This window comes from Ruegeria sp. BHSA123, assembly GCF_059613425.1.
In genome coordinates this window covers 1-22,482 of the sequence record NZ_JBXWSL010000042.1, presented here as the reverse complement: position 1 = coordinate 22,482, position 22,482 = coordinate 1, and the positions used below count along the sequence as shown (strand labels likewise).

General features: G+C 60.5%; 22 protein-coding genes. All 22 read right to left on the bottom strand.

What is annotated here, in order from left to right; all coding sequences use genetic code 11:
- Positions 1-983, bottom strand: a 983-nt coding sequence (locus AC2FNC_RS15920; protein ID WP_496715866.1) for an FAD-dependent oxidoreductase, incomplete at its 3' end; no start/stop codon positions are given.
- On the bottom strand, positions 976-1,800 hold the full coding sequence (locus AC2FNC_RS15915) for a DUF3237 domain-containing protein (RefSeq protein WP_480494059.1): 825 nt from the start codon (positions 1,798-1,800) through the stop codon (positions 976-978). The genes AC2FNC_RS15920 and AC2FNC_RS15915, both read right to left, overlap by 8 nt.
- Positions 1,801-1,814: 14 nt before the next feature.
- Positions 1,815-2,699, bottom strand: coding sequence for an encapsulin (locus AC2FNC_RS15910; protein WP_496715865.1), 885 nt, complete (start codon positions 2,697-2,699; stop codon positions 1,815-1,817).
- Between the two features lie 52 nt (positions 2,700-2,751).
- Positions 2,752-5,952, bottom strand: coding sequence for an adenylate/guanylate cyclase domain-containing protein (locus AC2FNC_RS15905; protein ID WP_496715864.1), 3,201 nt, complete (start codon positions 5,950-5,952; stop codon positions 2,752-2,754).
- 485 nt (positions 5,953-6,437) lie between these two features.
- A complete protein-coding gene (locus AC2FNC_RS15900; RefSeq protein WP_480477417.1) occupies positions 6,438-6,695 on the bottom strand; it encodes a hypothetical protein in 258 nt (85 codons plus the stop codon).
- Positions 6,696-6,708: 13 nt separating this feature from the next.
- The gene (locus AC2FNC_RS15895) at positions 6,709-7,401 is read right to left on the bottom strand and encodes a NapC/NirT family cytochrome c (protein WP_480477415.1); all 693 of its coding nucleotides are present in this window, start codon (positions 7,399-7,401) and stop codon (positions 6,709-6,711) included.
- Positions 7,402-7,430: 29 nt separating this feature from the next.
- Complete coding sequence (locus AC2FNC_RS15890) at positions 7,431-7,868, bottom strand: nitrate reductase cytochrome c-type subunit (RefSeq protein ID WP_480477413.1); 438 nt, start codon at positions 7,866-7,868, stop codon at positions 7,431-7,433.
- 12 nt (positions 7,869-7,880) lie between these two features.
- The gene (napH, locus tag AC2FNC_RS15885; protein WP_480914703.1) at positions 7,881-8,798 is read right to left on the bottom strand and encodes a quinol dehydrogenase ferredoxin subunit NapH; all 918 of its coding nucleotides are present in this window, start codon (positions 8,796-8,798) and stop codon (positions 7,881-7,883) included.
- Complete coding sequence (gene napG / locus AC2FNC_RS15880) at positions 8,795-9,613, bottom strand: ferredoxin-type protein NapG (RefSeq protein ID WP_496715863.1); 819 nt, start codon at positions 9,611-9,613, stop codon at positions 8,795-8,797. Before napG ends, napH begins: the two co-directional genes overlap by 4 nt.
- Positions 9,614-9,641: 28 nt before the next feature.
- Positions 9,642-12,134 carry a nitrate reductase catalytic subunit NapA gene (gene napA / locus AC2FNC_RS15875; protein ID WP_496715862.1) on the bottom strand — a complete coding sequence of 831 codons (2,493 nt, stop codon included), beginning with the start codon at positions 12,132-12,134 and terminating at the stop codon, positions 9,642-9,644.
- A complete protein-coding gene (locus AC2FNC_RS15870) occupies positions 12,131-12,424 on the bottom strand; it encodes a chaperone NapD (RefSeq protein WP_480477405.1) in 294 nt (97 codons plus the stop codon). Before AC2FNC_RS15870 ends, napA begins: the two co-directional genes overlap by 4 nt.
- On the bottom strand, positions 12,421-12,936 hold the full coding sequence (gene napF / locus AC2FNC_RS15865) for a ferredoxin-type protein NapF (RefSeq protein WP_480900532.1): 516 nt from the start codon (positions 12,934-12,936) through the stop codon (positions 12,421-12,423). Before napF ends, AC2FNC_RS15870 begins: the two co-directional genes overlap by 4 nt.
- Positions 12,937-13,084: 148 nt before the next feature.
- Positions 13,085-13,978, bottom strand: a complete 894-nt coding sequence (locus tag AC2FNC_RS15860) for an FAD:protein FMN transferase (protein ID WP_496715861.1) — start codon at positions 13,976-13,978, stop codon at positions 13,085-13,087.
- Entirely contained in the window at positions 13,975-14,490 is a 516-nt protein-coding gene (locus tag AC2FNC_RS15855) for a nitrous oxide reductase accessory protein NosL (protein ID WP_480625443.1), read from the bottom strand. Before AC2FNC_RS15855 ends, AC2FNC_RS15860 begins: the two co-directional genes overlap by 4 nt.
- On the bottom strand, positions 14,487-15,308 hold the full coding sequence (locus AC2FNC_RS15850) for an ABC transporter permease (protein ID WP_480625442.1): 822 nt from the start codon (positions 15,306-15,308) through the stop codon (positions 14,487-14,489). Before AC2FNC_RS15850 ends, AC2FNC_RS15855 begins: the two co-directional genes overlap by 4 nt.
- Entirely contained in the window at positions 15,305-16,198 is an 894-nt protein-coding gene (locus AC2FNC_RS15845) for an ABC transporter ATP-binding protein (protein ID WP_480559916.1), read from the bottom strand. The genes AC2FNC_RS15850 and AC2FNC_RS15845 overlap by 4 nt, the downstream gene beginning before the upstream one ends.
- Positions 16,188-17,444, bottom strand: a complete 1,257-nt coding sequence (locus AC2FNC_RS15840) for a nitrous oxide reductase family maturation protein NosD (RefSeq protein ID WP_480477393.1) — start codon at positions 17,442-17,444, stop codon at positions 16,188-16,190. Before AC2FNC_RS15840 ends, AC2FNC_RS15845 begins: the two co-directional genes overlap by 11 nt.
- A 2-nt stretch (positions 17,445-17,446) precedes the next feature.
- Positions 17,447-19,354, bottom strand: a complete 1,908-nt coding sequence (gene nosZ, locus AC2FNC_RS15835) for a TAT-dependent nitrous-oxide reductase (RefSeq protein WP_480484303.1) — start codon at positions 19,352-19,354, stop codon at positions 17,447-17,449.
- Positions 19,355-19,368: 14 nt separating this feature from the next.
- Positions 19,369-21,546 carry a 4Fe-4S binding protein gene (locus AC2FNC_RS15830; protein ID WP_496715860.1) on the bottom strand — a complete coding sequence of 726 codons (2,178 nt, stop codon included), beginning with the start codon at positions 21,544-21,546 and terminating at the stop codon, positions 19,369-19,371.
- Entirely contained in the window at positions 21,537-22,001 is a 465-nt protein-coding gene (locus AC2FNC_RS15825) for a DUF2946 family protein (RefSeq protein ID WP_480555374.1), read from the bottom strand. Before AC2FNC_RS15825 ends, AC2FNC_RS15830 begins: the two co-directional genes overlap by 10 nt.
- Positions 22,002-22,090: 89 nt before the next feature.
- Positions 22,091-22,354 (bottom strand): hypothetical protein, encoded by a 264-nt coding sequence (locus AC2FNC_RS15820; RefSeq protein WP_480494072.1) that lies wholly within the window; start codon positions 22,352-22,354, stop codon positions 22,091-22,093.
- On the bottom strand, positions 22,311-22,482 hold a 172-nt coding region (locus AC2FNC_RS15815), incomplete at its 5' end, for a cytochrome D1 domain-containing protein (RefSeq protein ID WP_496715867.1). The genes AC2FNC_RS15815 and AC2FNC_RS15820, both read right to left, overlap by 44 nt.

The window sequence follows — 22,482 nt, the reverse complement described above, 5'->3', positions numbered from 1 at the left end:
GTGATGAGGGGCGCGATCCGTTCGATCGGCATCGCACTGATGAACCAATCCCCGGTGACCTGCTTTTCTTCGCCATCCTGTTCAACCGTCGCGCTGACGATGCGGCCATCCTGGCAGTCGATGCCCGTGACCTTTGAGTTGAACTTGTACACGACCCCCTTGCTTTTGAGGTAATCCAGCCACGGCTGTATCCACACAAGGTTTGTTGGGCCGTTCAACAACCGGTTGCCATGCGGCTCGGGCGTCGCGATACCAAGCTGAAGTTGAACCGCAATGTCGCCCACGGTCTTTGTACTGGCAGTTGTCGCCTTCGCGGCCACCAGCGAACGGGTCAGGCCAATGGCCAGAAACTTCTGATACGCTTCCGAGCGCTGCTCGGCACCGATGAAATCCCACCACCCGATGCGTTCATATTCATCGAACCGGCGCTCCTTGCAGGATGTCGCGATGCGCCACATGCAGGCGATGAAATGTTCGACATCCTCATAGGCGATCTGGTCCCGTGGCGAGAGCGTGAATGCAACCGTCTTGAGCACGTCGGCCACGTCTTTCAGCGTGCGGGGAAACCGTTCGGGAACGATGATGCCTGGGTCATCGAACTGGCTGACCAGAACCTGAGTGGTGGACACCAGATTATCGTAACAGGTGCCTTTGCCATAATAGGGCGTGCGCGCCATCGTATCGGTGATATGGCGGTAGAAATTCGGAAAGAACCGGAACCCGTGCTCGCCGGGCAGCCAGGGGCGTTTCACACCGGGGGGATAACTGGCGCCGTCCATCTCGGCCCATTGTTCAAGCGCCTTGATGTGTTTCGCCTTGGACCCGTGATCGCCTTCGCCCTTCATCACGGGGATGCTGCGTGCCTTGCCGCCGGGGATCAGCTGGCGCTCGTGAATCTCGACCTCGTATCCACGCTCGATCAGCTCATGCGCCGCGCTCATTCCGGCCACGCCACCGCCCAGTATGACAACCTTTTCAGCCATCAGATGTTCCTTTCGCGGAATAGACGTCAAAGCGCAGGGTGATATCGGACAGGCTTGCTTCCCCGACGCCGAACCCCTGCAACCTGTTCATCCAGGCATAATTCGGGTTTGATGTCAGGTATCGCGGTGCCAGCCGGACCGGGGCCGAGGCGGGCAGATTGCCCTTCGCCAGCCCGGCATACCCATCCGGCCCAAAGTCACACACGCCGGTATCTTCAAACAGGATCGGCGCGCCTCCTTCAACCGGTTGAATAAGCGCTCGGGCGTGCAAAAGCCCCACACCGTCGGACCGCACGCGCATCCAGTCGCCCCCCAGCGGATCGATCGTCCCCTTCAGATGAGGCCCGTCAACTGTTCCGCCGTTTTTGATCCCGAAATGCAGCCAGATACCGTCGGGCGTTTCACCCGAAGGATAGAACTCGTCGTTGAACGGCACCACAAACCTGCCCACATGTTCCAGCGCGGGCACTTGCGTGATTGGCTTTGCCGGGCGTGGCGGCGCAGGTTCGGGGGCCTTTCCGCGGCCGGGATCATATTCGCGACCACCGGTCGTCAGCACCGGTCGCCAGGTCAATGTCTTTTCCTGGGTCACAGATGGCAGCATGGCTGCAAACTGCTGAAACCCGGTCTTGGGGTCGCATTGCAAGGGCCAGCCGCGAATGGCGCGCTCGGGGCCGCCATCTTCGGAACAGATCACGCGCACCACGTCATGCGAAGACACGGCGGGTCCGGCTTCGATCAGCACCCGATTAAGCCCATTTTCGTTAATCAGCTCGGACCAACGCAATGTCACGCCCCGGTCTGTAAACTCCCCCATGACCAGATCTCCGGTCAACACGTGATGGTGCAGATCGCCTGTGCTTCCTTGATCCTCAGATGGAATTTCTGCTGAACGCGGAAGATATGTTCGCCGTCAGACGAGGTTTGCAGATATTTCACCGCGATATCCGAAGGCACGACAATCTCGACCGGCGCACCTTGCAGTGATACAAGTGCAGCCTTGTTTGCGGGCAGGGTGCCCGATCGCAGCAGCGGGCCGTCAAGGAACGGAAGAATACTGTCACGCGGCAGCACCATCGAGTTCTCAATCGGCGTGGTCACGGCCTGAAACAGCCCATTGCCCATCACGCAGGCAAAAGGCCCAAGGTATCCGTGAGCTTCCAGTTTATTGATGCCCGCGACCACGGCCTCGAAAACCTCGGGGCCGGAACAGGGCTTTTTCTTCCCGTTGATCGATATGGACTGACCTTCGCCAGCCTCCAACAGCCCCGGATATTTACCGCCCCCGCTGACGGTGTAGATCGGCGGCAGATCGGCAGGTGCGCCACCGGCATGTCTGGGCGCTTCGCCGGTGCCCGGCTGGCCGTTGAAAATGATGTCATCCTCAACCTTGGCCACGACGGCGGCGGCCCGGCGGAACATGATCATGGCCGCGGCCAGTTCCGGATCAGCCACCTGCGCGCCTTTCAGGTAGACGTTGACGGAAACCGTCGTCAGCCGCAGGGTGTCATAATCATTTACTTCCAGACGTTTGGCCGCGCCTGACGCGTTGTCAATCAGATCCAGCTTGTTCAGGGGAACAGATTGCGTGTCCGCTGGCAGCGGCCCATAAAGCGGCAGAAAACTCGCAGCCACCCGCGCGCGCAGCGCCTCATCATGGACGGCCTTGTTAACGGCATTCCACTGTTCGGTGTTCCAATCCAATGCATCGGTCATTGTAAATCCCTCTTGGTGATACTGCCCTGTTTGGCCGGGCAGTCCGTCTCGTTCATTCGGCTTTCGTCAAACTGTCCAGTAGTGCCCCGGCGCGTTGTTCCTGAACAACGGCACCACATTCGCGGGCAAGCGCCAATGCCAGTTCAACCTCGGCAATCGCGCTGTCCCGATCACCCTTGGCAGCAAAGGCCTTGGCCCGCACGCGGTGATATTCCGGTTTGTTCAGCGTTTCTCCTCGTTCCCAACCGGGGGTACACACGGTTTCAAGCCGGTCCAGGGCCTGATCAATATCTCCGTGATCGATCATCAACTCAGACAGAACAATCTGATTCTGTGGAAAAGTAAAGTTTCCACCAGACTTTGAGATCAGGTTCATGCACGCTTCGATATGGGCCGGAACGCCCTCGATGTCGCCTTTTCCCGCCTGCGCAAGACCCATGTAGATATCCTGCATGGCGTGAAGATACAGGAACCCTTCCTCGTCGGCGATCTTGCGGGCTTCCTTCATAGTGACGTCCAGCCGGTCCCATTCGCCTGCGTAGGGCAGGAACATGCTGCACGCGCCCATGATGTAGACAAGGTTGGGCGCGTGGTTCAGTGCCCGGCTGACGTCGATGGCTTTCAAGCGCGCGGCCTCCGCCTCATCGAACTTGCCCTGCTGCCACAGCAGGCACCCCTGAATGGCCAGCAATGACGCCGTGGTCGAGGACTGGGTCATTGGCATCATTGCCATGTCCAGCTCGGGCGTGATCAGGGCAAAGGCACGGTCAAGCTGCTGCTCGCAATCCGCAAATTCCCCACGGAAGTAATGCGTAAAGCTCAGCGCGCGGGCTGCCAGCACGTTGGGAACAGTGTCGCCGCTCATACCGGCCATCGCGTCCAGGGCTTGTCCCATCTCCATTGCGCGGTTCATCTGGCCCGCGACAAAGAAATTGGTCCAGCGGCAGAAGGTGGCCGCAAAAAGGGTTTCGCCATCGCCCAAAGCATGGGCAAGCTCCATCGCGCGGGCGGCTGTCTCTCCGACCTGATCGGAGGACCATCCATAAATCGCCATGTAAGCCGGCAGGATATTCATCTGCACCCGAAGCTCGAACCCATCACGCTCGGCATTGGCGGGCATCGTTCCGATATTGCGCAGGGCCGCGCGAAAGGCCGAGATCGCAGGCAGGTTCGCCAACCGCGACAGGGCTTGTTCGCCTGCCGTAAACCAGTTGGACACCGCCTCATCCTTCAACCCGCCATGGTCGCAGTGATGCGCCACGGTATCGGGGGCGGGGCTTCCGAATGCGTTATGTCCGGCCAGCAAGGCCCGTGCGATTTTCAGGTGAACCTTCTGCCGGTCTTCGCGCAGCAGCGAGTTATAGGCCGTATCCTGAACCAGCGCGTGGTTGAACGTATAGGTGGCCGTTCCGGCTTCGCCCGTGATCAGCACAACGCCAGCCGCCATCAGCTGCATCAGCGCGCTTTCCACATCCATGTCTTCCTGCGCCACCGCCTGGATCATCGCCGAGGTGAAACTGCGCCCGATAACAGACCCAAGCTGCGCAATGGGCTTTGCGTTTTCCATCCGGTCAAGACGCGACATCAACGAATCCTGAAGGGTTGCGGGGATACTCAGGGCATCCAGAACCTCGGCGTTGATCGGCGCATCTTGCGGCAGCTGGTCCAGAACCGCCTTTGTCATCTCTTCGATGTAAAGCGGCACGCCATCGGCTTTCTCGACAATCTGCCTGATCAGGATGACCGGCAAACTGTACGGCTCAGCCACGCGCCGGACCAGTTCCGAGGCTTCACTGCTGGCCAAAGGCGTCAGATCGATGCGCGCCGCGCGGCCTTCGTAATGCTCTGGCGGCTCATATTCAGGGCGATGCGACAGGACCACCAGTATCGGGAACCCGTCCAGTCCTGATGCCAGCGCCTCCAGCACGTCCAGCGTGGTTGCGTCAGCCCAGTGAACATCTTCCACCACCAGCAGCAAGGTGCCGCGCCTGTCGCACAGGCTGCCAATGCTGCGCAACAACACGTCCAGCGACTTGCGGGCCTTCTTCAGGGGGTCCGGATCCGGCGCTGCGCCCGTTTCGACCCCGGCCATATCCAGAAGAACAGGCAAATCCGCGTCGCTCAGACGAGAGGCGGCCTGAACAAAGTCGGAAATCGCGCCTCGGATGCTATCATCGGACTTGTCTCCTGAAACCCGCCTCAACTCTCCCACGATCGGATGAAGCGGAAGGCTGGCCAGATGCGGAATACACTGCAACGTAAAGGGTTTGACGCCAATTGTTTCAGACAGGGACTTGATCAGCCGCGACTTGCCAATGCCTGCGGCGCCGCCGACAAACGCGAACCTGCCGGACCCCGCCTGTGCATCTTTCCAAAGCTGCGTTAGGACTGAAAGATCGTCGCCCCGGGCGACAAGATCAACAGCTGACTGTCCGACACGCGCATCGAACCGGCTGGTCGCGACGCTTTCGGAAATGGCGCGATAGACAGTGCGCTGATTGTCAAATCCTTTCAGGTTGTGGCTGCCACGGGGCTCGAATTCGAATGCGCCTTGTGTCAACCGCCACGTCTCTGCGGAAACGACCACCTCGCCCGGCTCGGCCAGACCTTGCAGGCGGGATGCGAGGTTCGCGGTTTCACCGACCAGAAAGTCCTGCGACCCAAGACTTGTTGACGAGACCACCCCCACAACGACCATACCGGTGGCAATTCCCGCCCGCAGATCCAGTTTTTCGCCAAACCTGTTTTCAAGGTTTTGTACGGCTTCAATGGTCTCCAGCACGGCGCGAACGGCGCGTTCGGCATCGTCCTCCATGGCTTTGGGATATCCGAAATAGACCATGATCCCGTCACCCTGCCTGTAGGCCAGGTGACAGCCATGCTGTTTCAGGGTGCCGATCGCCGTATCCAGATACAGGTTCATGATCTGCATCAGGTCTTCCGGGTCATACCGCTGGGCCAGCTGCGTGGACCCCACTAGATCGCAGAAAACCAGCGTAAGCTGTCGCCGCTCGGCTTCGGACCTAAGCTCCTGCCGGGTCGATGCCTCCTCAGATTTCAGACGGGCCTGCGCCTTGCGAAACCGCTTTCTTTCGCCAACCGTTAGCCCCAGATCGCGCAGTTCGGGATCTGTCAACTCGTCCAGAATATCATCATCCACGCCTTCCTGCCGAAACAGGGTGGCATGGTTTTCCAGATCAGCCAGTCGAAGAACTTTTGAGATACGCGGCGATGCCTCAAGGACCCCCGTCATCGTTCTGCGCCCCCGCCCATTTTCCTTCTCCCCTTACTCCCCTCAAAACATATTGTATTTGTATAAGCAAAAATAGAGAGGAATTTACGTTCAATCCACATGACGCAGGGACACCATTGTTAACTTGTTATCTGCTGTGACAGATGTAGAGTTGAAATTCCACTCCACTTTGAGTTTTTCGTGTCAAATCATTGGCTTTCAGTTTCATATTGATTTTTCACGCGCAAAACTGGGCCCGGCATGCTGCCTTGCCGCGCGTAATGGGGAAGGGTGTTTTCCCATAGGCGCTAGGGCCTCGTGCGCTTTTATCGAAGTTGTGGAAATGCGAAAATCAGACCCTGCCGATTTTCGACACTGCCGCGCGCCTTAACCGCTTCCCCTACGTCAATAGTCGCGTCGCGTGCGACACAAGCACCCGCTTTGGCGCTGGAAACGTGACCCGGCAGGATACCGGTTCCACCAAATGGGCAGAACCGGTGTCTTCTTCAGACGGTTGCGCCTTTCAGGCGGATGGCAGTGCCAAGGCTGCCCGCGCAAAGCCCGACCAGAATCGAGATGCCCAGTTCCACCGCTTCCACATGAGCAAACTGAAAGCCCGCAAAAACCAGCGTTTCCAGCATGCCGACAACGGCCCCCAGTGCCGCGCCCAACCACAGCTTGCGGGTCATCATTCCAAGCGCCAGCCCTAGTATGCCGGGCAGGCCCAGGACATTGGCGCCGATTGTTCCAAGTAAGTCTAGCATGTCCGTCCCCACATCAATTCGAGCTGTTGTTCAGAAACGCGCGAATGTCGTCGCCAGAGGCGGATGCATGTTCCTGCAGAACCTCGCCCTCCACGGCCTCGCTTATTTTCTGGTACTGTTCCAGATAGTTTGCGGGCAGATTATGCGCGATGCCCTGATGGCAGTCGATACATGTCATGCCGGTGTCAATGGCGCGCTGGTGTTCCGACGCGGCCCGTGTTTCCTGAATGGTAAAGTCCATGTAGTCGAAGTTATGACAGTTGCGGCATTCACGGCTGTCCGATTCCTTCATCTTCTTCCACACGGCCGAAGCCATGCTCAGGCGATGCGCCTCGTATTGCTCGGGTGTGCTGATGGTTCCGGCCAGCTCATGATAGACGTCTTTGACGGCCATGATCTTGGCTTTGATCTTGTGGCTCCATTCATCCGGCACGTGGCAGTCGGAACAGATCGCACGAACGCCGGAATGGTTGTTGTAATGGACCGTTTCGCGATATTCGCCCAGGTTCGTTTCCATCGTGTGGCACGAAGTACAGAATTCTTCGGTATTCGTCAGCTCAAGGGTCCAGTGAAATCCACCCCAGAACAGGATACCGGCCAGAAATCCGGCCAGGACCAGAAAGCCTGAACTGAACAGCACCGTCGGCGTCCAGATCGCGTTCCAGAGGCGACCAAGCAAGCCGCGGTTTTCAGGGGAGTCGGCCATGTCGGTGCTCCTTTCAGTCTTGCGTTGGATCAATTGCCGGCGGAGGGCTGGAACACGTTGTCGACCAGCGGCGGGGCGTCGGCCTGCGGTACGTGGCACTGGTTGCAGAAATACCGGGTTCCGGCGATCCGATCCAGTTCGCGGCCTTCGCGGTCCAGATAATGGGTCATCGACAGCGTTGGTGCGTTGCGGTCACCGGCTTTGGTCCAGTCATGGCAGGACAGGCACTGGTTGGTACGGATGTCGATCTGGTACTGTTCGACCGAATGCGGGATCAATGGCGGCTGCTGTCGGTAATTGCGCTGCTGCCGCCCTTCGACATTGCGGTGGATCTGGTCCAGCGGCACCGGCTCATCCACGTCCGCACCACGCAGGGATTCAACCTGAGCAGATTGCGCGACGGCCCAACCGCTCAGCAATAATACGGGTAGAAGGGCAATTCCGCCTGTAACGATCGATTTTTTCATCTTGGCACTCCCCTAGATAGGTCTGGCGGCGCGCGGCTCGGGCGCGGCAACTGGATCGAAAGGTTGGACGACGTGGTCGTCGAACCGGTGAGTAAAGGTAAAGACGTCGACCGCGCAGACATCGATGCAGCGGCCACAATTCGTGCAGTCGGGTGACAGGATCAGCGGGGTACTTCCCGGTTTGCCCTTCAGCGCTGGCGAGATCACCTGATTTTCCGGGCAGATCGCGTAACAATCCATGCAGTCATCGCAGGCGGCGCGGTTTGTGGCGCTGATCCGCAGCAGGCTTTTTGCTCCGATCAGGCCATAGAACGCGCCCACCGGGCACAGGTGCCCGCACCATCCGTGGCGCGAGACGAAGACGTCAAAGACAAAGATGGCGGCGATCAGGGCCCAGACAAAGCCCATTCCAAAGACCAGCCCGCGATGCAGCATGGTGATCGGGTTGATCAGTTCCCACGCGATCATGCCGCTCAGACCCGAAACAAGCAGGACGGTTGCCAGAATCCACAGGCGCGTGCCGCGCTTGGGTTGCCAGCCCTTCGGCAGGTCCAGCTTGCGATGCAGCCAGTTGGCCGCATCCGTCACCGGATTGATCGGGCAGACCCAGGAACAATAGACCCGCCCGCCGATCAGCGCGTAGATCACCAGAACGATCGCCCCGCCGATCAGTGCCGTCACCTCGGGCCAGTGGCCTGCAACCATGCTCTGCAACAGGATGAACGGATCGGTCAAAGGCAGCACGCCCAGCGTCAGCGACCCGGCCAGCGTGCCCTGAACGATCCAGATGCCGAACCATGGGCCCAGCAGAAACAGAACCAGAAAGAACAGCTGGCTTGCACGGCGCAGCAGCAGATAGCGATGCGCGCCGATCCAGCCCTTGCTGGCGATGGCCTCGTGACCTGTGGGCATATCTGTACGGGCGCTCATTGTCCCACCCCCGGCAGATCATATCTCGGCGCAAAGCCGCCGGGCGTGACCAGATTGTCCGTGCCCGGTCCGGGCAAACGGTCCGGCAGATCGATGATCCCCTCGACCACCGGCGCGCCTTTCGCGGCCTTTTCTTCCCAACCCTTGCGGTAATGCTCTGCCGAACTGCCCCGCGCCAGCCGGGCAGGCAGCACCTTGATGGCGGCCTCGGGCAGAACACAGCTTTTCTCGCACATGCCGCAGCCGGTGCAGCGGTCGGCGTGGACGGTCGGGATGAACATCGCGTGATGGCCCGACCGCGTGTTGTGCGTGGTATCCAGCGTGATCGCCTCGTCGATGACGGGGCAGACGCGGTAACAGACATCGCAGCGCAACCCGAGGAAGTTCAGGCAGTTCTCCTGATCGACCAGAACCGCGACCCCCATCTTCGCATCGTCGATATTGTCCAAAGCGGGGTCCAGTGCCCCGGTCGGACATGCGGCGACACATGGGATGTCGTCGCACATCTCGCAGGGAATATCCCGAGCGGTGAAAAAGGGTGTTCCCGTCGCCACCGCGTCCGAGCCCAACTCGGCCAGTTTCAGCGTATCGTATGGGCAATCCCGCACGCACAATCCGCAGCGGATGCAGGCCGACAGGAACTCCTTTTCCGGCAGCGCGCCGGGCGGGCGCAAAGCCTCGGCTGGCAGGGCGCGGGCGTCGCGGGCCAGATAGGCCAGCACCGTCCCGGCGACCACGCAGCCGCCCGCCGCCCGCGCCGAATCCTGCAGGAACCGGCGCCGCTGCGGCGAAAGGGGTTTGTCGGCAAAAGACATGAGGATTTACCCGTACGATCCTTGTTGCCTATGCGCGCTCGACCTTGCAGGCGCATTTCTTGAAGTCGGTCTCTTTCGACAGCGGGCAGGTCGCGTCCAGCGTCAGCTTGTTGGTCAGCTGGCCTTCATCAAACCACGGCATGAACACCAGACCGCGCGGCACCTTGTTGCGCCCACGGGTCTCGACCCGGCTGGTGACCTCGCCTCGACGGGTGGACAGAACAATCTCCTGACCCCGGCGCAGATCCCGATCCTTGGCGTCCTGCGGATGCATGTAAACCACAGCAGCGGGATAGGCGCGGTGCAGTTCTGGCACACGGCGTGTCATCGACCCCGAATGCCAGTGTTCCAGCACACGACCGGTGCACAGCCACAGATCATATTCGGCATCCGGTTCCTCGGCCGCAGGTTCGTAAGGCGCAAAGATGATGCTCGCCTTGCCATCCTTCTTGCCATAGAACTTCACGCCCGCACCTTCGGGCACATAAGGGTCATAGCCTTCGCGGAAACGATACAGCGTTTCCTTGCCATCCACGACCGGCCAGCGCATACCGCGCGCCTGGTGGTACATTTCGAAAGGCGCCAGATCGTGCGCGTGGCCGCGCCCGAAGTTGGCATATTCCTCGAACAGACCCTTCTGAACGTAGAACCCGAAATGCTCGGATTCGTCGTTGTCAAAGCCCTCGGCCGTTTCCGACAGCGGGAACTTGTCGACGCTGCCATTGGCGAACAGAACCTCGTACATGGTCTTGCCGCGATGCTCTGGCATGGTGGCCAGCAACTCTTCGCCCCAAACCTCTTCGACTGTAAAGCGTTTCGAGAATTCCATCACCTGCCACATGTCCGACTTGGCCTCGCCGGGTGCCTTGACCTGCTGCCGCCAGAACTGGGTACGGCGTTCCGCGTTGCCATAGGCACCTTCCTTCTCGACCCACATGGCGGTAGGCAGGATCAGGTCGGCGGACACGGCCGTGACGGTCGGGTAGGGGTCTGATACAGTGATGAAGTTTTCGGGGTTGCGATACCCGGGATAGCCTTCTTCGTTGATGTTCGGTGCGGCCTGCATGTTGTTGTTGCACTGCACCCAATAGGCGTTCAGATCGCCATCCTTCAGCTTGCGGTGCTGCTGCACGGCGTGAAAGCCGGGCTTGGCCGGAATGGTACCCGCAGGCACGTTCCAGGCGGTTTCACAAATCTTGCGGTGCTCGTCATTCATGACAACCATGTCGGCAGGCAGACGGTGGGCAAAGGTGCCAACCTCACGCGCGGTCCCGCAGGCCGACGGCTGACCGGTCAGCGAGAAGGGCGAGTTTCCGGGCTCGGAAATCTTGCCCACCAGCAGGTGCACGTTGTACATCAACGAGTTCACCCACGACCCGCGGGTATGCTGGTTGAACCCCATGGTCCACAGGCTCATGACCTTGCGGTTCGGGTCGGCATATTGCTGGGCCAGACGCTCCAGCTTGTCCGCCGGAACACCGGACAGTTCCGAAGTGTATTCCAGCGTGTATTCCGATACCGCCTCGGCATATTCCTCAAAGCTGATCGGTTCCATCTTGCCGACATTGGGGTTCGCGGCCTCTTGTTGCAGCGGATGATTGTCGCGCAGGCCATAACCGATATCGGTGGCTGTTTTGGTGATATTGACGTGGTTCTTGACGAACTCCTCGTTCACCGCGCCATTCTGGATGATGTAATTGGCGATATAGTTCAGGATCGCCAGATCGGTCTGCGGGTTGAACACCATGCCATTGTCGGCCAGCTCGAACGAGCGGTGCTCGAAGGTCGAAAGAACATGCACTTCGCATCCCGGCTTGGTCAGGCGCGTATCGGTCAGACGCGACCACAGGATCGGGTGCATCTCGGCCATGTTCGACCCCCACAGAACAAACGTATCCGCGTGCTCAAGGTCGTCATAGCAGCCCATAGGCTCGTCGATGCCGAAGGTGCGGATAAAGCCGACCACGGCCGACGCCATGCAGTGACGCGCGTTGGGGTCGATGTTGTTCGACCGGAACCCGGCCTTCATCATCTTGGCCGCCGCATAACCTTCCCAGACGGTCCACTGACCGGAACCGAACATGCCCACGCTGGTCGGGCCTTTTTTGGCCAGCGCCTCTTTCCACTTGGCAGCCATGACGTCAAAGGCTTCGTCCCAGCTGACCGGTTCAAACTCGCCATTCTTGTCATATTCGCCGTTGGTTTTGCGCAAAAGCGGCGTGGTCAGGCGGTCCTTGCCATACATAATCTTGGACAGGAAATAGCCCTTGATACAGTTCAGACCCCGGTTGACCGGCGCATCCGGGTCGCCCTGCGTTGCGACTACGCGGCCATCCTTGGTGCCCACCAGAACCGAACAGCCCGTACCGCAGAACCGGCAGGCGGCCTTGTCCCAGCGGATATCAGGCGCGGCGGCCTGAGCGCTGGCCGAACCAGCGGCCAGTGGGATGCCGGCAGCCGAGGCCGTGGCAGCCGCTGCGGACGCTTTCAGGAATGTACGACGGGATTCAGAGATGGTCATTGCATGGGCCTCCTGCTGGACGGTTGGCTTGGAGCATCAGGACGCGGAGCAGCCTCCGCGGGATCTTCGAAATGGTGATAGGTCAGCGACAATGAGATCACGCCGGGGATCTGGTGCAGATCCATGATGGTTTCCGAGGCCAGCCGGTCGGCTGTATCCTCGACAACCACGACGAACCGGCCATCCTCGGCCTCCGCATGAAGCTCGACGCCATCGGTGCCGGTTATCGCCGCGCGCGCGGCGTCGGTGTGATCGGGGGCGATGTGGACAAGACAGCCACAGATATTCATTGGGTCACCTCCGGGTGCAAAGGGGCGGGGCGGTGCATCGTGATGGCCCCGGCAGGGCAGGCGGCAGAACATGTGCCGCATCCGATACAGGTTTCGGTTTCAAGCGCCGGTTCAGCCCGCCCGCCCAGTTGCAGGCGAAAGCGGATGGCTTCCTGTTCGCAAGTGTCCTGGCACAGGCGGCAGCTCACCCCGTTCATCGACAGGCAGCTTGCGGCCTCGATCCGTGCGCGCCACGGCCACTCGGCCACACGCTCGGGCAACAGCGCCGGGGTCGGGCAGATTTCGGCACATGCACCGCATAAGGTGCAGCCGCCTGCGGAAAGATCCAGAACCGGAAAGCCGCTGTCGTCGAATGTGATGATGTCTTCCGGGCAGGCCCCGGCGCAGTCTTCACAGCCTGTGCACAGATCGGCAAAGCCTGTCACGCCCGCGCCCGGCGGTCGAATCGCATCAGGATCCTCCCGTAGGATACGTGCGCTCAGAAAAGCGCGTCTGCTGGTCAACTGGCTCATGGCTGGCGACTCGAGTGTGGATAGATTGGTTCGCGTCCTTACTTCCTAACTGCGCGAAGCAGCGCACGAATTGACCTATATCATGTTTTTCGCGAATACCATGTTCTTGGTGAATTTTCCTGACCCACCTGAGATTTGCGACCATGCGTCATACATTCAGCTCGACACGGGCTCCGATAAAATATCTCAAGATTTCAGCTACTTGGCTTTCGGGCGCCGCGCATATCGCAGTAGACAGCCCATCTGCGATCACCGCGTCAGGGGCAGAAACCGAAACCGTTCTGTCCCGGTTTGCAGGCCCGTCCGGGGTGATGATGTGGCCCAAACCCTGTCCCAGCTGCGTCCCCAGCGACGATGATGTCGCGACCGCGCGGTCACGCAGCGCGACCCGTTTCAGAACCCGCTGGTCCGGCGCGGCCAACCCGGCTTTCCAGGGCGTGCCGTCGCCACGCACACCCAAGGCGGCAACCTCTCCCATGTCGACCAGAACATCACGCAGGCCAAAGCCACGCAGCAGCGCAGCGATCCGATCCGTGATCGCTCCCTGGGCGATACCGTTCAGCGTCAGGGCCGACTGACCCGGCACCGGCAGTCGCACCGACGCGGCATCGAAAGACACCCGTTCCCAGCCCACAGCAGCGCGGGCGGCAGCCAGATCTTCGGGGCCAGCGCCTGTTGCCAAGGCATACCACAGGGGCTGAATGCTGGGGTCGAATGCGCCGCCGGATGCCTGATGCAGCGCACTGCTCAGGCTCAGCACATTCAACAGCTCAGGCGCGGGTTCGGTCAAAACACCGTCGCGGTTCAGGCGGCTCAGCTGTGACTGCGGACGGTACAGGCTGAAGATATCCTCCAGCCGGGTCACCTCACCCTCGACGGCGGCAATGATTGGTACGGCCTCGGCATCTGTCAGCCCGACCAGCCGCAGGCTGGCGGCAGCCCCAAGGGCGGTGCCGCGCCAGTGCGTGTCAAAGGCCATGGCCGGGGAGGCCGCACAGGCGGCCGAAATGATTAGAAATCGGCGACGGGACAGGGCGGTCATACGGGGGTCTCCAACTTCAGATCAAGATCGACCGGGCCAAGCACTTCGGCATCAGGAATGTCGGGCAGGCGCATCGCGGTCCCGCCATAGGTATCCGCGAAAACCTGGGCATCGGCAGGATCGGCAAAAGGCACCACTTCGCGCGCGCCCATGCCGCCGGCCACATCGGCACCAACCACAAAAGTCGCACCATCCGCAGCGATCCAGTTCGAAATCCCCGGCTGCCGCCAGCTTGGCGCAACGCCCATATCGCTGACATAGATGGCCGTGATATCCGCATCGCGCTCGGGGCTTTTCAGATAGGCCACCATGTCCCGCACCTGTGCAAAGAAAAGCGGGGCCGGATAGCCTTCCAGATGAACCTGCCCCTTGGGGCCGCCATGTTCGGCGACATTCATCTGGCAGAAATAGCTCAGCGCATCGGGTGTCAGATCGACCGGGTCGGGGGCCTCGGCCAGCTCTTCCTTGCAGGCCGCCAGTGCGAGCAATGCGATCAGGGCAAGACGTCTCATGGCTCAACCCTCCGGAAAGCCAGCCGGGCGAGGGCAAAGCCCAGCACCGGCCAGATCATCAGCGACGCGGGCGCGGCCCAGACCGGCAGGGCCTGTGCGGCCCCGGTCATGCCCGAAGCCATGGCCACGCCTTCCGTCGCGGCGATGTTCCACAAACGGAAAGCGTCGGCCGGGTTGGCCACCATCACCCATGGAAAGACGGATTGGGTGAAGGCGCCGCCCTTGTCCATGACGACGGCCCCCAACAGGCCCAGATCATAAAGGACGACAAAAACCAGCCAAAGCCCGGCCGACAGACCCGCCGCCGCCGTGGCGCCCCTCGCCAAAGCGGACAGCAGGTATCCAAGCGCCAGAAACACGGCGCCCAGCAGGATCGAGGTCAGGACAAGTCGCACCAGCGCCATCAGGCTTTCCGGCCCCGCACCACCAAAGTACGCGGCTACCGCACCTGCGGTGCCAAAACCGACGGTCATGGCAAAGGCCAGCGCGGCCAGATGGGCGCAGAACTTGCCCAACAGGATTTCCCCGCGCCCGGCCGGATAGGACAGCAGCAGCGACAGGCTGCCCCGGTCCACATCGCCCGCGATGGCATCGAAGGAAATCATCAGCGCCAGCAAAGGCGCAAGATAGACCGACAACGTGGTCATCGACGCGACAGATACGGTCAGCATATCGACACCCAATGTGCCGGTGGGCGCACTGCCCGCAAAGGTCAGCGCCAAGGCGAACAGCACCATGATCAGCGTGGCAACCAACAGCCAGCGGTTGCGACGCAGGATCAGCATTTCAGTTCGGGTGATGGCAAGGAAGCGGGTCATGTCCTCTCCTCCTGTGCATAGTGGCGATAAAGGTCCTCCAGCTTGGGCGGTGTCATTTCCACATCCGCCACCGCATCGCCCAACCCGGCGATCCGGCGCAGGGCCTCCATCTTGTCTTCGGGTGTGCAGAGCAGCTCAACGGACGCGCCGTTGATCCGGTTGCCGCCCAGTTCGGCGGCCAAGGCATCCGCATTGGCGCTGGCACGCACCTTCAGGCGGATCGGCAGCCCGGCCAGCGCCGAGAGGTTGTTCAGCGTGTCATCGGCGACCATCCGACCCTTGCGCATGATGGCGATCCGGTCGGTGCGCGCCTCAACCTCGGTCAAAGCATGGCTGGCAATCAGCACGGCGGTACCCTGCGCGGCCAATTCATCAATGATGGCATAAAGGTCCTGCCGCGAGATCGGGTCCAGGCCGGATGTCGGCTCGTCTAGCAGCGCCACTTTCGGCTGTCCCAGCAGCACCTGCGCCAGCCCCAGACGTTGCCGCATCCCCTTGGAATAAGCCCCGATCCTGCGATCCAATGCATCGCTCAGACCAACGCGCTCCAACAGGCCGGGCACATCGGCTTTTGACCCGGACAGTTTCGCAAACAGTGTCAGCTGCTCGCGCCCGGTCAACGCCGGGTGAAACGAGACCGCCTCGGGCAGATACGCCGTATCCTGTCGCGCCTGCGCGCTGCCAGGGGTGGCGTCCCCGATCCGAATGGCCCCGTCCCGAATGGGCGTCAGGCCAAGGATGGACTTGATCAGGGTCGACTTTCCCGCGCCGTTATGGCCCAGCAGCGCCACGCGCTGACCGGGGGCAAGGGATAGGGTGATATCGTCAAGAACGCAGGTTTTCCCCCGGTTCTTGCTGACATGGTCAATTGACAGGGCCTTATCCGTCATGAGGCACCTTTTTCATAGCTGGGGGTTCAGGGGCTTGCATCAATGGGTTGCTGTCCATCACACCCCCCGGCAACAAAGCCGGGAAGGCTGATTGCGACCAGCGCACCAGCTGCACGGCAGGCGAGCCGAGCAGCAATTTGGCTGCGGGTTGGGTCCACAGCACATGGTCCATACTGTCATTGGGTCGATAGGGGACATCGGCGATGCCATTGCCATCCACATCATAGGCGGCAAAATCGGACCAGTAGTTGCCGCGCCCGTCTTCGGACCACTCGACCCACTTGGTCGAGACATATTTCACCTGCGTCCGGTTGCCGATGAATGAATTGCCAACGATGCGGTTGCGTTCACTGCCAGCGGTAAAATGGATGCCGATGCCGCATCCCTCAAACCAGTTGTCGGTGAATTCGTTCTTGTTCGAGTTATAGAGGAAGGTGCATTTTTCCTTGGCACCTTTCACCACATTGCCGGTGATGACGCTCTTGTTGGCGTAATTCAGCATCACGCCATGTTCGCGGTCCCCGATCGAGACATTGTTGGCGACCCGCACATTGGTCGTGAACATCACCGCATAGCCCAGATCGTTGCCGATCGAGACATTGTCGCTGACGACCGAGTCGTCGGCATACATGTAGTGAACGGCAAACCGCAGATCGCGGAACAGGTTGCCGGTAAAGGTATTCTTCTTGGACGAGTTCACAAAGATCCCGTCGCGGCCATAGCGGATGTCATTGCCTTCAACCACCGCACCCGGCGCGTTCCAGACATAGACACCATTGCCACGCGCGTTCATGTGGCGATCCTGCCGCCCTTCAATCCGGTTGCGTCGTACGATGCTGTCCTTCGCACCGTGTATGTCGATGCCGTAAAGATTGCCCAGCAGCACGTTATCCTCGACCACCGGCGCGCGCGCCGTCTTGGTCAGCTGGATGCCGCTGTCGATCCCGTCATGATCCGAGCCTGATCCGATCACCGTAAGCCCGCGCAGGGTCACGCCCGGCCCGGTCACTGTGATCACGCTGCCTTGGCCTTGTCCGTCGATGGTGGCCTGTCCCAGCCCGTCGAGGGTCACGGGCCGGTCCAGAACCAACTGCTCGACGTAATCGCCGGGGCTCAGGCGAAGGGTGTCCCCATCCGCCGCCTGCGCCAGTATCTCGTTGATGGCCCCCGCCCGGTTGGGCACATCCCAGTCCGCCGCCCAAAGGGGCGAGCCGAGCAGGAGCGGTATGAGCAGGGGCCAACGCATGTTTATGCGCTCCGCGGCTCAACAAACATCCGGCCGCGCATCTCCATGTGCAGCGCGTGGCAGAACCACTGGCAATAGAACCAGTGCACGCCCGGACGGTCGGCAATGAACGTGACCGAGGCCGTGGCCTGCGGTGCAACTTCCATCGCGATACCGAAGTTCGACAGGCAGAAGCCGTGGGTCACATCGTCCACGTCATCCAGGTTGGTGACATAAACGGTCACTTCGTCACCCTGTTTGACGGTGAACTTCTCCATGCTGAACACGGGCGCGGTCGAGGTCATGTAGACCCGCACCTTGTTGCCGTCCCGGATCGGTTCCTCTGCACCTTCGTCCAGATCGACGCCGTCAGCGGCAGCCTGCGCGCGCGCCTCTTCCCACATTGGGTCGTTGCGGTCCCAGACATTCACCGGGTTCACCTTGGACCGGTGAACAATGATCGAGTCATGCGGCTCGGCAAAGGTCGGGCCGTCATGGACCACCTTCATCTTGTCGCCGGAAATATCGATCAGCTGCTCATTTTCGGGCTTCAGCGGGCCTACGTTCAGGAAGCGGTCTTTCGAAAACTTGTTCATCGAAATCAGCCACTTGCCATCGGCTTCGGCAGTTTCACCCATCGAGGTCGAGTTGTGGCCCGGCTGGTAATGCACGTCGACCTTGTCGACGATCGGGTCAACATCAGCACCCGCATAGGCCTCGATCGCCTTGGCGATGTCCCACTTCACCACCTGGCTGTCCAGGAACAGGGTGGTATAAGCGTTGCCCTTGCCGTCGAACGCCGTGTGAAGCGGGCCAAGACCCAGCTGCGGCTCGGCGACAACAGCGGAACGCGGATCGGCGTTTTCGCTGAACAGCGCATCGACCTTTTCCACATCGATCACGGACACGGTCGGCGACAGCTTGCCGTTGATCATGATGTGTTTCTTGTCAGGCGCTGCGTTCACACCGTGTGGCGAGTTCGGGATCGGGATGTACCGGGTCAGGTTTCCACCCGCCTCTTTACGCCCGTCCACGACCTTGACGCCGTTCAGTTCCTGATAGTTCCCGGCCGCTACGGCCTCTTCGATACCTTTGAGGTTGAACACGACCACATGGTCCAGCTCGTTCTCGGTCATCTCGGCCAGGTTCATACCCATTTCCGAGTTATACGAGGTCGAGAAGGCGTATTTGCCCTGATAGTCGCAGTCGGTGTTATCGAGGTTACCCGACACCATCACCTGCCATGCAACTTCCATGGTGTCGCCGTCGATGGCAGTAAAGATGTTCACATATTGTGACGGATCATCAAGGATCTGGCCGTCATTGACCAGCGGGGCCTCGTGCTCACCGTTGGCAAAGACATAGCCGGTGCGCGGGAATTTCTGCGGACGCAGGCCGTGGATGTCATGCGCGTTCGGGATCTCGATGATCTTGTCGCATTTCATCACGTCACAGCGCACACGGGCCACGCGGGTGTTGGCCTTGTCGTTCATGAACAGATAACGGCCATCATAGGTGCCGTCGGTGAACGACATATGCGGGTGGTGCAGGTCGCCGTTGTCATAGGTGACCTTGCCGTTTGCAGCCAGGAACTCCTTGGTTTCAGGCAGCAGGCCCTCGGTCAGAACCTTCAGCGACTCGTTGGTCTGGCCCCAGCCCGTGGCCGAGCAGCGGTTGAACACCGGCACCCGCATCAGCTCGCGCATGGACGGCACGCCTAGAATGCGCAGTTCGCCGGTCTGGCCCGACGACCAGAAGCCGTAATATTCGTCCAGCTCGCCCGGCTCCAGATGCTGCTTGGCGGCAGCGCTGGCCTCTTTCGCGGTCATCAGGGTCGATCCCAGACCGGTCCCGGCGATGACGGCACCGGTGGCAGTGGCCCCCAGCATACCGCGGCGCGTGATGTTCAGTTTGTTTTCTTGGTCCGACATGGTCGTTCCTCCTTTTAGGAAACGGTTTTCGGTTTGGCGTTTGGATGGTTCGCCGGTGGTTGCCCGAGGGGGGTCTTAGGTGTGACCGACCCGGTCTTGGCCCGCCGTTTCAGTTGGCGGATAACGACGGGACATTTGTCCTCGGACTGATAGAGCACCTGACAATGCAGGCAGGTGACGCACTCGTTCGGATTGATCTCACCGGTGGGGTGGATCGCCTGAACGGGGCATTCATTGGCGCAGGTCTGACAGGGCGTGCCACAATCGTTGTAGCGGCGCAGCCAGTCGAACATGCGGATACGGGCAGGGATCGCCAGCGCTCCGCCCAGCGGGCAAAGATAGCGGCAATAGAACCGTTCGATGAACAGCCCGATCCCCAGCAGGACCAGCGCAAAGACCACAAACGGCCAGTCGCGCATGAATTTCAGAATGATCGCGGTCTTGAACGGCTCGATCTCGGCATATTGCTCGGCCAGCGGGATCGACACGAAACTCAGACCAAAAAGACCCAAAAAGATCATGTATTTCGCAGGCCAGAGCCGCTCGTTCAGACCCCAGGGCAAAGTCCATTGCGGCACTTTAAACGCCCGTGCGATCTTATTGGTCAGCTCCTGAAGCGCGCCAAACGGGCACAGCCAGCCGCAATAGGCTCCGCGACCCCAGAACAACAGGGCGGCGGCCACGGCAAACCACTGGATAAAGACCAGCGGATCCAGCAGGAACGCGTCCCACGAGAACCCGGTGCGCAAACTGCCCGCCAGCGCCATCAGGTTCACCACGCTCAGCTGTGCATTGGCATACCAGCCGATGAAGAACAGGGTCATCGTCAGGTACCCGATGCGGAACCAGTAAAAGACGCGCGCATTCATCGTGGCGTGGAACTGGAAGAAGAACGTGGCCGTCAGCACCAGCAGCATGACACCAAGCCCGGCGATCTCTACAGTGCGATCCTTCCAGATGCGCTGCCACAGGGCGGCCTTGGCGGCCGCTTCGCCGGTTGCATCATCCACAACCGATGGGGTGGTGACGGGCAACAGGTACTGTTCCGGCAGCTTGTATCCCAGATCGAAGGTCAGAAAGGTCTTTTCAACCGCCCCGACGGCACGCTGCACCAGCAATTGCAGGCGGAACGGCTCGGCCGGGTCAAACTCGGCATCAGCGGGGATCTTGAAGATATCCAGTTCGGTAAAGCTGGGGGCATCTGGCGCTGCAACCTCACCCAGACGGCGCTGCTGCTTGTCAAAGAACCGCACCGAGCTGTCGCCCTGGATCAGCTGAATCCGGTCAAAGATTCCACCCCGGACATAGCCCGATCCCTTGAAGCTATAGGCCCCGCGGCCCAGAACCAGAATGGCCTGTTCGCCCTCATCCAGCCAGTTGGTCAGGTTCTGGTATTCAGCCTCACCCAGCAGCGACTTGCCGATCGACGGGACCGAAACAAGCGCCATATGCATGTCGATGAAGGTGTCATCCGGCTCGCCCGGTTCGGGTCGCTTGATCGCGCGCTGATCCCCTGTGGCTTCAAAGGCGGCATTGACCTGCCCGACATCCAGCGTCATCCGCCGGACCGAGCCGTCTCCCGACAATGTGGTCCAGTCGTAAATGGCATCCTGCGCCATATCGACTTCGCGTTGCGGACCTCCAGCTTGTACCGGAGACAATCCACCCAGCCCCAGCGCGCGGGCCACTTTGATCCCGCCGCGCACAAGGCTGTCATCGATCACCATGATCGTCACGGTCGCGCCCGAGATAATGTCGAGGTCATGCCCCTCACCCCCGGTCTCGGCCTCTCGTTTCAGGTCAAGGCCCGCATAGCCTTCGGTCAGTTCGACCATGCGCGAATTGGGAATGCCGATCAGCACGATGGGTTCGGAATGCTTGACCAGCTGAACGCCGGTCAGAACAGCGTCCGCATCAATGGCGGCAACCACGTGAATGGGTTTGCCGGAATAGCCGGTCGTGCCGACAAAGTCCGAAGTCAGAAAAGCCCATGCGATCGTCTCGCCACCCCGAAGGACCGGGGCAACCTTCACGTCGCTACGTGCCGGGCCAAACGCGTCGGCACCCGGGGCCAGGTCAGCCGGATCAATGTCGGGAAGAAAGCTGGCAAGACTGTCGGCGCGTGCACTGATTGCAACACTGCAGGACAGAACGAGGGCCAGAAGGAAATGGATTGCGCGACTTACGACCACGGCGCACCTCCGATCAATTGGGTAGACGCCATGGACGCGCGCGGGGCGCGTTCAGATTCTTCTCGGGTCGCAAACGGGGGCCCTCGGGTTTCGGGCCACAGGTGTTTGGGGCTGTACAAAATGCACTGCTCCCCATGTTCAATGCGTACACTTTGAACATTTCCGACGCTTGCGGACAGCAAAGCGCCCGGCATCGGTGCTGACGCCTTCACCGCACAAAGCGCACAGTCCGCGCATTTCGGGCAGGGCGCGGTTGGATCGTCGTGCCCTTCTTCAAGGTCAACTTGGACCCAGACCGCGCCCGCCTCCGAGCAGATCTCCACCCACATGCTCTCACCGGGACTCGCCAGCACCGGACCAAGCATTTGCAAAAGCAACAGGAAAATGCCCACCAAACCACACACCGCACGGGACACGCGATCAAACAAGCTATGCGAGGGGTGGAAGGTGGGCATTGAGAATCCAACTCGGCGTTCTTTCCCGAACCCTATGGGATTCTGTTAGGCGGAGACTTGACTTAGATCAGGTGCTCGCGAATTTGCAGCTACCCGTCAGCTTCATCCATCAACCCTCGAACCCAGCGCCCGGCCAACCATGTCGCCGGAATGCCCAACGGGATTGACCACAGGATCGCCGGAACCGGTTTTATCGCTGAGAATCCGGCACTGTGCAGGATCAGCCCGGCCAGAAACAGGTTGATAGCCACGGTCAACATGGTGGCCGGATAAAGCAGAATGGCCAGTTTCCAGACCGGCCATTTGCCCTCAGTGGCTGGTGCCTTCCGAGAAGGTGATTTTGTTCCAGACATTGTACTTCCCAGATGGTTTACGCATCGGCAGGCGGCGCACTTCTTCCAGCGTCTGCGCGTCATAAACGATCACCGCGCCGTCATCTTCCCAGATCGACACAAGCGCGTGGCGGCCATCCTTTGTGAAC

Excerpts from the sequence above, each read along its gene's own strand:
- AC2FNC_RS15915 (WP_480494059.1), bottom strand. The coding sequence starts at position 1,800 with ATGGGGGAGTTTACAGACCGGGGCGTGACATTGCGTTGGTCCGAGCTG.
- AC2FNC_RS15910 (WP_496715865.1), bottom strand. The coding sequence starts at position 2,699 with ATGACCGATGCATTGGATTGGAACACCGAACAGTGGAATGCCGTTAAC.
- AC2FNC_RS15905 (WP_496715864.1), bottom strand. The coding sequence starts at position 5,952 with ATGACGGGGGTCCTTGAGGCATCGCCGCGTATCTCAAAAGTTCTTCGA.
- AC2FNC_RS15900 (WP_480477417.1), bottom strand. The coding sequence starts at position 6,695 with ATGCTAGACTTACTTGGAACAATCGGCGCCAATGTCCTGGGCCTGCCC.
- AC2FNC_RS15895 (WP_480477415.1), bottom strand. The coding sequence starts at position 7,401 with ATGGCCGACTCCCCTGAAAACCGCGGCTTGCTTGGTCGCCTCTGGAAC.
- AC2FNC_RS15890 (WP_480477413.1), bottom strand. The coding sequence starts at position 7,868 with ATGAAAAAATCGATCGTTACAGGCGGAATTGCCCTTCTACCCGTATTA.
- napH (WP_480914703.1), bottom strand. The coding sequence starts at position 8,798 with ATGAGCGCCCGTACAGATATGCCCACAGGTCACGAGGCCATCGCCAGC.
- napG (WP_496715863.1), bottom strand. The coding sequence starts at position 9,613 with ATGTCTTTTGCCGACAAACCCCTTTCGCCGCAGCGGCGCCGGTTCCTG.
- napA (WP_496715862.1), bottom strand. The coding sequence starts at position 12,134 with ATGACCATCTCTGAATCCCGTCGTACATTCCTGAAAGCGTCCGCAGCG.
- AC2FNC_RS15870 (WP_480477405.1), bottom strand. The coding sequence starts at position 12,424 with ATGAATATCTGTGGCTGTCTTGTCCACATCGCCCCCGATCACACCGAC.
- napF (WP_480900532.1), bottom strand. The coding sequence starts at position 12,936 with ATGAGCCAGTTGACCAGCAGACGCGCTTTTCTGAGCGCACGTATCCTA.
- AC2FNC_RS15860 (WP_496715861.1), bottom strand. The coding sequence starts at position 13,978 with ATGACCGCCCTGTCCCGTCGCCGATTTCTAATCATTTCGGCCGCCTGT.
- AC2FNC_RS15855 (WP_480625443.1), bottom strand. The coding sequence starts at position 14,490 with ATGAGACGTCTTGCCCTGATCGCATTGCTCGCACTGGCGGCCTGCAAG.
- AC2FNC_RS15850 (WP_480625442.1), bottom strand. The coding sequence starts at position 15,308 with ATGACCCGCTTCCTTGCCATCACCCGAACTGAAATGCTGATCCTGCGT.
- AC2FNC_RS15845 (WP_480559916.1), bottom strand. The coding sequence starts at position 16,198 with ATGACGGATAAGGCCCTGTCAATTGACCATGTCAGCAAGAACCGGGGG.
- AC2FNC_RS15840 (WP_480477393.1), bottom strand. The coding sequence starts at position 17,444 with ATGCGTTGGCCCCTGCTCATACCGCTCCTGCTCGGCTCGCCCCTTTGG.
- nosZ (WP_480484303.1), bottom strand. The coding sequence starts at position 19,354 with ATGTCGGACCAAGAAAACAAACTGAACATCACGCGCCGCGGTATGCTG.
- AC2FNC_RS15825 (WP_480555374.1), bottom strand. The coding sequence starts at position 22,001 with ATGCCCACCTTCCACCCCTCGCATAGCTTGTTTGATCGCGTGTCCCGT.
- AC2FNC_RS15820 (WP_480494072.1), bottom strand. The coding sequence starts at position 22,354 with ATGTCTGGAACAAAATCACCTTCTCGGAAGGCACCAGCCACTGAGGGC.